This window comes from Sphingobium sp., from assembly GCF_035511395.1.
Taxonomy (GTDB): Bacteria; Pseudomonadota; Alphaproteobacteria; order Sphingomonadales; family Sphingomonadaceae; genus Sphingobium.
In genome coordinates, this window is record NZ_DATKFP010000088.1 from 1 (window position 1) to 9,456 (window position 9,456).

Here is a 9,456-nt window from a genome sequence, read left to right on the forward strand (position 1 = left end):
TCTTCGCGGTCTTCAACGGCCTCTACTGGGTGGCGACGGTGCCGCCGACAGTGAAGCTGACTGCCCAGCGCTTCGGTCCGGAAAAGGCGAACATCGTCTTCGGCTGGATTTTCGCCGGGCATCAGTTGGGCGCGGCGAGCGCTGCGCTGGGTGGTGGCCTGTCGCGCACGGTATGGCAAAGCTATATGCCGGCCTTCATCGGCGCGGGAATACTCTGCCTGATCGGGGCCGGACTGGTGCTGCTGATCAATCGCGGCGGACGACGGGAACAGTTTGCCACGGCCTGAAGCAGACGCTTGAACCGGGGAAGGCCGTCGCGCTAGCAATGCGGGATGAACGCCAGACCTGCTTCGCCCCGCCGCCGATCCCGCTGGATCATGATTCCGATCAGGATCATCCTCGGCTTCGTTGCCCTGTCGCTGCTGATGGTCGCGATCTACCGCTTCGTGCCGCCGCCGGTGACATGGACGATGCTGCTTGACCCCAATGGCATCACCAAGGACTGGACCAGTCTGGACGAGATCGATCCCGACATGGCGCGCGCCGCGATTGCCGGCGAGGATGGCAAATTTTGCAGCCATCATGGTTTCGACGTCGATGCCATCGCCAAGGCGGCGATCCACAATGCCAGCGGCGGACGCGTCCGCGGCGGCTCCACGATCAGCCAGCAGACGGCGAAGAATGTCTTCCTGTTCCAGGGCGGCGGTTTCGTGCGCAAGGGGCTGGAGGCCTGGTTCACCGTCCTGATCGAGGCGATCTGGGGCAAGCGGCGGATCATGGAAGTCTATCTGAACGTCGCGGAGACGGGCATCGGCACCTATGGCGTGCAGGCCGGCGCGATTCGCTACTTCCACCATGGCGCCGGGAAGCTGACCCGCGCCGAAGCCGGCCGCATCGCCGCCGTCCTGCCCCTTCCCAAGAAGCGCGCCGCCGTGGCGCCCGGCGGCTTCACCCGTCGTTACGGCAATACGATCGCCGCGCGGATCGGCGTGGTGCAGCGGGACGGGCTGGATGCTTGCCTGAAGTAAGGCCGCCCTTAACTTCGCACATTTCCCGCAGATTTTGACATAAAGTTACGCTCGCCTGATCCTATTGGAAACTGCTGTCTCGCAAGTGCCAGCCTAACCCGGTCGATCCAAATAGGACAGCAGGCATAGAAAAAGGGCGGGGATTGCTCCCCGCCCTTTTTCCTGTTCCTTGTCGCTTCGATCAGAAGCCGACGATCAGCGAGGCGCTGATGGCGCGCGGCGAACCGAAGTTCACGAAGGCCGACGAGGAACTGGCCAGCGTGTCCAGACCACCGCTGAACGAGCCGACATAGAATTTGTCGAACAGGTTGCTGACGTTGAGCTGGATCGCGCCCTTTTCCATGCCAAGGCTGGCGAGCGAGTAACGCACGTCGAGGTCGACGACGGTGTAGGCGCCGAACTTCGCACCGGGTGCGATGAGCTTGGTGACGCCGGTGCTCGTCGTCGCGGTCTGAACTTCACCGTTGATGTCGTTCATGTAGCGCGAGCTGGTCTTCTTGGCTTGAACGCCCAGGGTGAAGTCACCCAGATTGCCCTGCAGACGACCACCGAACAGATACTTCGGAGCGCTACGTTCACGCTTGCCCGCCGTGCGGAGGTAAGCCACGCCATCCTGCACATAGCAGAGACCAGCAAGCTGGATGTCGCTGTCGAGAGTGCAGCTACCCGTAACGGCGTCGTTCTGGATTTCCGACTTGATGTACGATCCGAACAGATAGGCGGTCACTTCCTTGATCGGCGTGTAGGAAATGCTGCCGTCGATGCCGTACTTCTTCACCGGACCCAGGTTGGTGTCGGTGCCGTTGCCGTCAATGTCGTAGGCAGTGACGAGGCGGTTCTTATACTTCGAGTACCAGCCGGTCAGAGCAGCCTGGACCGTCGAAGAATTGTAACGAACGCTGGCGTCGAAGCTGTCCGAGGTTTCCGCAACACGATAAGCAGCGTCGCTGTCTGCCGGGAAGATAAACGCGTTATACAGCGCGTCGGTGCTCGGAACCGAGATATTCTTCGCATAGCTACCGGCAATGCTGATTTCCGGCGTGATCTTGAAGGTCGCACCAACGTTGGGCAGGAACTTGTCGTACTTGAGCTTACGTTCCTGCGGCAGCGCCGATCCGGTCGCACGTCCCGTGGTAGCGTTGTAGCTGTAGGGATGAGTCGCGATGTAAGCAGCCTGCTGATCTTCCGGCACGCAATTGACGAAACCGCCCGAGCTGGTGGTGAAGCAGTTCTGATCCAACTCGCGCTTGAAGAAAGGCATACGCCCACCCAGCAGCACGGTCAGCTTGTCTTCGAAGAACTGACCACGATACTCGCCGGCAATCTGGTTCAGTTCGGCAATCGACTTACGATCGCGCTTCTGAAGCGCATTGCCAGCCGCGTCAGCCACCGGATCATTGATCGGGAACACGTCGAGCGGAGTACCGCCCAGGTCCAGGAAGCCGGCGTAGCCAGTCTGGCGATGACGGGCGCGATCATAGCTGTAAGACAGACGGACGCGGTTGCTGTCGTCGATCTCGTAAGCAAGGTTGGCAATGCCCACCCAGCGACGGGTGTTGGTCTGGCTCGGCTGCACAAGCGTGACCCGGCCGAGAACACCGTCGCCATTCAAATCGCGGCCGAAGTAGAAGCTGCCGTTATAATTGCCGGTGCCGCTGAAGCCGGTCGAATCCGTGAAGAAAGTTTCATTGGCGCTGGTGGTGCCACCGCCGTTGGCCTTGACCCACTGATAAGCGCCGTCGACCGAGAAGGTCAGACGCTCGGTCAGCGTGAACCTCGAGTTCAGGCGGACATTGCCCGTATTGGACGGGTTGAAGCGACGTTCAAAATCGGTGCCGCAAGCATTGGGAGTGCTGGTCTGGCTGACGTTGCAGGGATAACCGCCCGCGATGTCATAGAAGCGGCCCTTCTTATCACCGGTGATAGCATTGGCGCGCAACGGTGAACCGCCGAAATTGTTGCGGTTCTGGTTATAGTGGCCGGCGAGCGAGATGAAGTCACCATTGTCGCCAATATCCTGCCAGATCTTGGCATTATATTGCTGCTTCGACACCTTGCCATAATTTGCGAAGGCCGCTTCGTTCTTGAGGCGCGAGGCCGAAATCCACGCCTTGGTGCCATGGCCGGTCAAGTCGCCGGTGTTGACGACGCCGAACATGCGGAAATAGGGGCGATCGCCCGAGCCATCGGCAATGATGTTGCCATAGCTGGCGCTAGCAAGCACGCCATATTCGTCGCTGGGTTCAAGGGTCTTGATGTTGACGGTGCCGCCAACCGCAGCAGCGGTCGGGCTGTCGACGTCGGTCGAACCCAGGTTGACGTTGACGTTCTCGATCAGTTCCGCGTCAACCTGCTGGTTGGTGTAAACCGCATAGTTGCCCGAGTCATTGAGCGGAATGCCGTCAAAAGTCTGCGAGATACGGTCGGAACTGAAACCACGGATGGTGAAGTTACCGCCCGACGAACCCCAGGGATCGTTGTTGGTGAAGCTGACGCCCGGCACCAGGTTGATGATTTCGTTGATCGTCTGACCCGGGCGCTGCGCCTGGATGATTTCCTGACCCAGCACGACCTTCGCCTTCGGCGAATCGGGAATCTTTACGCCGCCGACGCCATTGTCGATCCGCGCGCCGGTAACGATGATGCTGTCTTCAAAATCCGACGAACCCGTCGACTGCGCGAACGCAGCATTAGGAATGGCGACCGCGAGAATCGCGGCGCTGCCCATTAGAAAATTCTTCATGTGACCCTTGTCCCTTTTCAAAGGTGGCGCTCGCGCCCTGAATGTCCTGCTCTTTCAAGCCGGTGCCGCCTGTGACGGCCTCTGGCGACGCCCCTGTGATGCTCTGATTGCAATTTTGTTACAATGCACCACAGCGGATGTCACATTCCCTCCCACCCTCCCGCCTAGTCCGGAAGATGCAGCGCTTCATTGAGCGCAATATATTGAATTTTAATGACTATTTGCCTGTCAATTACAGCAGTTTAACAGTGGTGCAATTTTGCAACGCAGCAGGAATTTTTGTGCAGCGCAGGGAACCGGCACGAAAAAGGGGCCGGCAATCGCGTGCCGGCCCCTTTTCAAGGGTCGAAAGGCGGTTGAGAATCAGGCGGCGTCTTCGGCCCGCTTCTTGTTTTCGCTGAACACGCGAATCGGTTCCTTGGTCCCGGCGACGACATCCTTGTCGACCACCACTTCACCGACGCCCTCCATCGAGGGCAGGTCGAACATGGTGTCGAGCAGGATCGCTTCGAGGATGGACCGCAGCCCGCGTGCGCCGGTCTTGCGCTCGATCGCCTTCTTGGCGATCGCGGTCAGCGCGTCATCGGTGAAGCTGAGTTCGACATTCTCCATATCGAACAGCTTGCCATATTGCTTGACCAGCGCGTTCTTCGGTTCGACCAGAATCTTGACCAAGGCAGTCACGTCCAGATCCTCCAGCGTCGCGATAACCGGCAAACGGCCGACAAATTCGGGGATCAGGCCGAACTTGAGCAGATCTTCCGGTTCGCTCTGACGCAGCAGCTCGCCGGTCTTGCGTTCTTCGGGAGCCGCGACATGGGCGCCGAAACCGATCGACTTGGCTTCCAGACGGTCACCGATGATCTTTTCGAGGCCGGCGAACGCGCCGCCGCAGATGAACAGGATGTTGGTCGTGTCGACCTGAAGGAATTCCTGCTGCGGATGCTTGCGGCCACCCTGCGGCGGAACCGAGGCAGTCGTGCCTTCCATCAGCTTGAGCAGTGCCTGCTGCACACCCTCACCCGACACGTCACGGGTGATGGAGGGATTTTCCGCCTTGCGGCTGATCTTGTCGATTTCGTCGATATAGACGATGCCGCGCTGCGCCTTCTCGACATTATAGTCGGAGGCCTGGAGCAGCTTGAGGATGATATTCTCGACATCCTCACCGACATAGCCGGCTTCGGTCAGGGTCGTGGCGTCGGCCATGGTGAAGGGCACGTCGAACGTCTTGGCGAGCGTCTGCGCCAGCAGCGTCTTGCCGCAGCCGGTCGGGCCGACGAGCAGGATGTTCGACTTGGCCAGTTCCACCTCGCCCGGCTTGGAACCGTGGTTGAGGCGCTTGTAATGATTGTGGACCGCGACCGACAGGACACGCTTGGCGCGGCTCTGGCCGATGACATAATCGTCGAGCACGTCGCAGATTTCCTGCGGGGTCGGCACGCCGCCATCCTTCTTGCCGACGAGACCGCCCTTGGTCTCCTCGCGGATGATGTCGTTGCACAGTTCCACGCATTCGTCGCAGATGAACACGGTCGGTCCTGCGATCAGCTTGCGCACCTCATGCTGCGACTTCCCGCAGAAGGAGCAGTAAAGCGTGCTTTTCGAATCCGAACCGGTAAGCTTAGTCATTCGCCATTCTCTCTTCCCCCCCGGCCAATCGATACCAGAACCACGTCCGGCGAGGGATTTTCTGGTCCAAAGGCCATCCTAGACCGCGGTGCGCCCGTTCCACAAGGGGAGAAAGTGGGGCACCGCGGTAAAGATAGTCTTTAGCCCTCGGTTGTTTCCGCTGCGGCCGGGCGGCGATCGAACACTTCGTCGACCAGACCGAACGCCTTGGCTTCGTCCGCTTCCAGGAAGGTGTCGCGGTCCATCGCCCGCTCGACTTCCTCCAGCGACTTGCCGGTGTACTTTACATAAAGATCGTTCAGGCGGCGGCGAATCCGAAGAATTTCCTTGGCCTGGATCTCGATGTCGGACGCCATGCCCTGTGCGCCGCCAGACGGCTGATGCACCATGATGCGCGAGTTGCTGAGCGCGATGCGCTTGCCCGGCTCGCCTGCGGCCAGCAGGAAGCTGCCCATCGACGCAGCCTGACCGATGCATACGGTACCGACCTGCGGACGGATATATTTCATCGTGTCGTGGATCGCCATGCCGGCCGTCACCACGCCGCCCGGCGAGTTGATGTACATCCAGATGTCCTTCTTCGGATTTTCCGATTCGAGGAACAGAAGCTGGGCAACGATCAGCGAGGCCATATGGTCCTCGACCTGGCCGGTCACGAAGATGATCCGCTCACGCAGCAGTCGCGAAAAAATGTCGAAGCTGCGCTCGCCGCGGTTCGACTGTTCGATGACGATGGGGACCAGAGCGGCCATGGGATCGGACATGATATCGGTCATTGTGCTCTTTCAGAGTTGTTGCTTTTGCCCAGCCCCTACATCGGCACAAATGGCGAATGGTTCAAGGGGCTTGCCGATCCGGGGCACAGATCAGTCGCGGCGGGCGAAATCCGAAGGCGCGCGGAAGGCCAGATAGGCCAGCCGCCTCACCTCGCGCCGGCCGCGCACGACGGTATCCAGAATGAGGCCGCACATCATCGACAGGGTCGCGAGGATCATGAGGCCCGTGACGAGGATCGCCGTCGGGAAGCGCGGCACGAGGCCGGTCTGGAGATAGGTAATGATCAGCGGCGCCGCCAGCCCCAGCCCCAGCGCCGCCAGGAAGGCGGCGATGAGGCCGAAGAACAGCACCGGCCGCTCGATGCGATACAGGGTGATGATCGTGCGCAGGATGCGGAAGCCGTCGCGATAGGTGCTGAGCTTGCTGACCGATCCTTCGGGCCGGGCGCCATAGGCGGTCATGACTTCGGATACCGGCATCGCCAGTTCGAGCGCATGAACGCTGATCTCCGTCTCGATCTCGAAACCGGCGGACAGGACCGGGAAGCTCTTGACGAAGCGGCGGGAAAAGACGCGATAGCCCGAGAGAATGTCGGTGAAGCTACGGCCAAACAACTGCTTCAAAAGGCTGGTGAGCGCCCAGTTGCCGAAACGATGGCCACGACGATAGGCGGCCTCCACCTCGTCACGGCGGCAGCCCACCACCATGTCGAGATTGTCCTCCAGCATCGCGGCGACCATGCGCGGAGCGGCGGCGGCCTCATAGGTCGCATCGCCATCGGCCATGATGTAGATGTCCGCGTCGACATCGGCGAACATGCGGCGCACCACATGACCTTTGCCCTGCTGCCGCACGCGGCGGACGATCGCACCCGCTTCTGCCGCCAGTTCGCGGCTGGCATCGCTGCTGTTATTGTCGAAGACATAGATGTCGGCGGTCGGTAGCGCGCGGCGAAAATCCTCCACCGTCTGCACGATCGCGCCAGCTTCATTGTAGCAGGGCAGGATCACCGCGACGCGCGGTCCCGCCAGAGCCGGCTCCCCATCCACGCTGTCGCCGATCACTGGTGGAAATTCCTTCATCGTCGCAACTGGTCCCTGCCCCGCGTGCCATCGGCATGGGACATCATGATTAACATTTCGTCTGCCATGCCGCCGGTGAAATGAAAAGCGCCCGCGCTTCCCAAGGAAGCCGGGCGCTCATCATAGCCGGTCAGGCGGCCTTATTCGGCCTTGGCGGCAGCCTTCTTGGGAGCAGCCTTCTTCTTGGGCTTCTCTTCAGCGGAAGCGTCTTCAGCGACGGCTTCGTCCTTCTTGGCGGCAGCCTTCTTGGCGGCCGGCTTCTTGGCAGGCGCCTCCTCCGCGGCCGGAGCAGCTTCGGCTTCCGCCTCTGCGGGTTCGGCAGCCTTCTTCTTCGGGGCAGCCTTCTTCGCCTTGGGCTTTTCGTCATGATGGTCATGACCGCAACCCGGACCATGGACGTGGGGCTTCAGGTCTCCGTCTTCGGCCTCGATCGCCGCTTCCAGCTCCTCGCGGGTCACGGCGCGGTCGGTGATTTCGGCCTTGTCGAACAGGAAGTCGACGACCTTGTCCTCATAGAGCGGCGCGCGCAGCTGGGCGGCGGCCATCGGATCCTGGCGCACATATTGCACGAAGCGCTCGCGATCCTGCGGGCCGTACTGCTGCGCAGCCTGCATGATCAGGCGGTTCATTTCCTGATCCGAAACGGTCACGCCATTGGCCTGGCCGATTTCCGAGAGCAGCAGGCCGAGGCGGACGCGACGCACGGCGATGGCGCGATAGTCTTCCTTCTCGGCTTCCATTTCCTTGAGAGCCGCTTCGGGATCTTCCTCATGGCCGGCTTCATGCTGAAGCTGCGCCCAGATCTGCTCGAATTCAGCTTCCACCATGCTCGGCGGGACGTCGAAGTCGTGCGAAGCGGCGAGCTGGTCAAGCAGCTTGCGCTTCATGTGGGTGCGGGTCAGGCCGTTATGTTCCTGCTCGATCTGCCCCTTGAGCAGCTCGTTCAGCTTTTCCAGGCTTTCCAGACCCAGCGACTTGGCGAAATCGTCGTCCAGCTTGGGCTTGTCGCCATCCAGCACCGACTTGACGGTCACGTCGAAGGTCGCGGCCTTGCCGGCGAGGTGCGCGGCGCCGTAATCTTCGGGGAAGGTGACGTCGATGGTCTTTTCCTGGCCCTTCTTCACGCCGGTCAGCTGATCCTCGAAACCGGGGATGAACTGGCCCGAACCGAGCTTCAGGCGGATGTCCTGGGCGCTGCCGCCCTCGAACGCTTCACCATCGACCTTGCCGACGAAATCGATCACCAGCGTGTCGCCTTCGGCGGCCTTGTGGCTGGCGGCCTGCTCTTCGAGCGCGCCCTGCTGGGTGGCGATGCGGCCGGCGGCTTCGGCGACCTGCGCGTCGGCGACGTCCACGGTCAGGCGTTCCAGCTTCAGGCCGTCAACGCTCGGCGCTTCGATTTCCGGCAGCACTTCGAGCGCGACCTTGACCTCCGCGTCCTTGCCGAACTCGAAATTCTCGTCCAACTCGACCGACGGCTGCATCGCGGGACGCAGCTTCTGGTCGGCGATCAGCTTCTGGATGCCTTCCTGGATCGAATTGTTGAGCGCGTCGCGCTGCAGCGATTCCCCGTGCATCTTCTTGACGAGGTTCGCAGGCACCTTGCCTGGGCGGAAGCCGGGCATACGCACCTGCGGCGCGATCGCCTTCACTTCCTTCTCCACGCGGGCGTCGATGTCCTTCGACGTGATGGTCACGGTGTAGGCGCGCTTCAGGCCCTCGTTCAACGTCTCGACAGTCTGCATCTCTTCTCTCAAACGCTTTCTTCAGCTGAATTTCGGTGGCTTGGCCGCAGGCGGCGCACTGGTGCGGGCGAAGGGACTCGAACCCCCACATCTTGCGATACCAGAACCTAAATCTGGCGCGTCTACCAGTTTCGCCACGCCCGCATCGGTCGCCGGTCGGCGCGGCATAGAGAAAAGCGCACGCAGAGGCAAGGGATAGTAGAAACAGACGCGGAACCGGTGGTGCCGGCCAAGCGTAACCTTCCTATAAGACAAAGGAGAGACAGCAATGGCGACCCGACCCGACACCGCACCCGACGGCGTTCCCCCGCCCGACAGGATCGAGCCGCAATCACCGGACGAGGCCCCCGCAACGACGCCTCCCGTGGAAACGCCGATGACCGAACCGGACGAAATCACGCCGGTAGGCCCGGACTATGACCAGCCCGACAGCGCACCGACCGAACTTC

At 61.2% G+C, this 9,456-nt stretch carries 7 protein-coding genes, 1 tRNA gene and 1 pseudogene; 3 read left to right on the forward strand and 6 right to left on the reverse strand.

Translation table 11 applies throughout. The features are described 5' to 3' along the window. Nucleotides 1–287, forward strand: a pseudogene (locus VMR39_RS05180) (MFS transporter); the annotation flags it as partial. A gap of 45 nt (nt 288–332) precedes the next feature. After that, nucleotides 333–1,028, forward strand: a complete 696-nt coding sequence (gene mtgA, locus VMR39_RS05185) for a monofunctional biosynthetic peptidoglycan transglycosylase (protein WP_325414940.1) — start codon at nt 333–335, stop codon at nt 1,026–1,028. A gap of 181 nt (nt 1,029–1,209) precedes the next feature. Here the strand turns inward: mtgA and VMR39_RS05190 are convergent, their stop codons facing one another. The 6 genes from VMR39_RS05190 to VMR39_RS05215 form a co-directional block, all read right to left on the reverse strand. Further along, nucleotides 1,210–3,771, reverse strand: a complete 2,562-nt coding sequence (locus VMR39_RS05190; RefSeq protein WP_325414941.1) for a TonB-dependent receptor — start codon at nt 3,769–3,771, stop codon at nt 1,210–1,212. 363 nt (nt 3,772–4,134) lie between these two features. Beyond that, nucleotides 4,135–5,403, reverse strand: coding sequence for an ATP-dependent Clp protease ATP-binding subunit ClpX (clpX, locus tag VMR39_RS05195; protein WP_179042282.1), 1,269 nt, complete (start codon nt 5,401–5,403; stop codon nt 4,135–4,137). Nucleotides 5,404–5,543: 140 nt separating this feature from the next. Beyond that, nucleotides 5,544–6,179, reverse strand: a complete 636-nt coding sequence (gene clpP / locus VMR39_RS05200) for an ATP-dependent Clp endopeptidase proteolytic subunit ClpP (protein WP_325414942.1) — start codon at nt 6,177–6,179, stop codon at nt 5,544–5,546. Between the two features lie 90 nt (nt 6,180–6,269). Next, nucleotides 6,270–7,262 (reverse strand): glycosyltransferase family 2 protein, encoded by a 993-nt coding sequence (locus tag VMR39_RS05205; RefSeq protein WP_325414943.1) that lies wholly within the window; start codon nt 7,260–7,262, stop codon nt 6,270–6,272. A 140-nt stretch (nt 7,263–7,402) separates the two neighbouring features. Further along, nucleotides 7,403–9,007 carry a trigger factor gene (tig, locus tag VMR39_RS05210; protein ID WP_325414944.1) on the reverse strand — a complete coding sequence of 535 codons (1,605 nt, stop codon included), beginning with the start codon at nt 9,005–9,007 and terminating at the stop codon, nt 7,403–7,405. A gap of 59 nt (nt 9,008–9,066) precedes the next feature. Beyond that, a tRNA-Leu gene (locus tag VMR39_RS05215) sits at nt 9,067–9,151 on the reverse strand. A gap of 124 nt (nt 9,152–9,275) precedes the next feature. Here VMR39_RS05215 and VMR39_RS05220 point away from each other — a divergent pair. Further along, nucleotides 9,276–9,456, forward strand: a 181-nt coding sequence (locus tag VMR39_RS05220) for a hypothetical protein (protein WP_325414945.1), incomplete at its 3' end; no start/stop codon positions are given.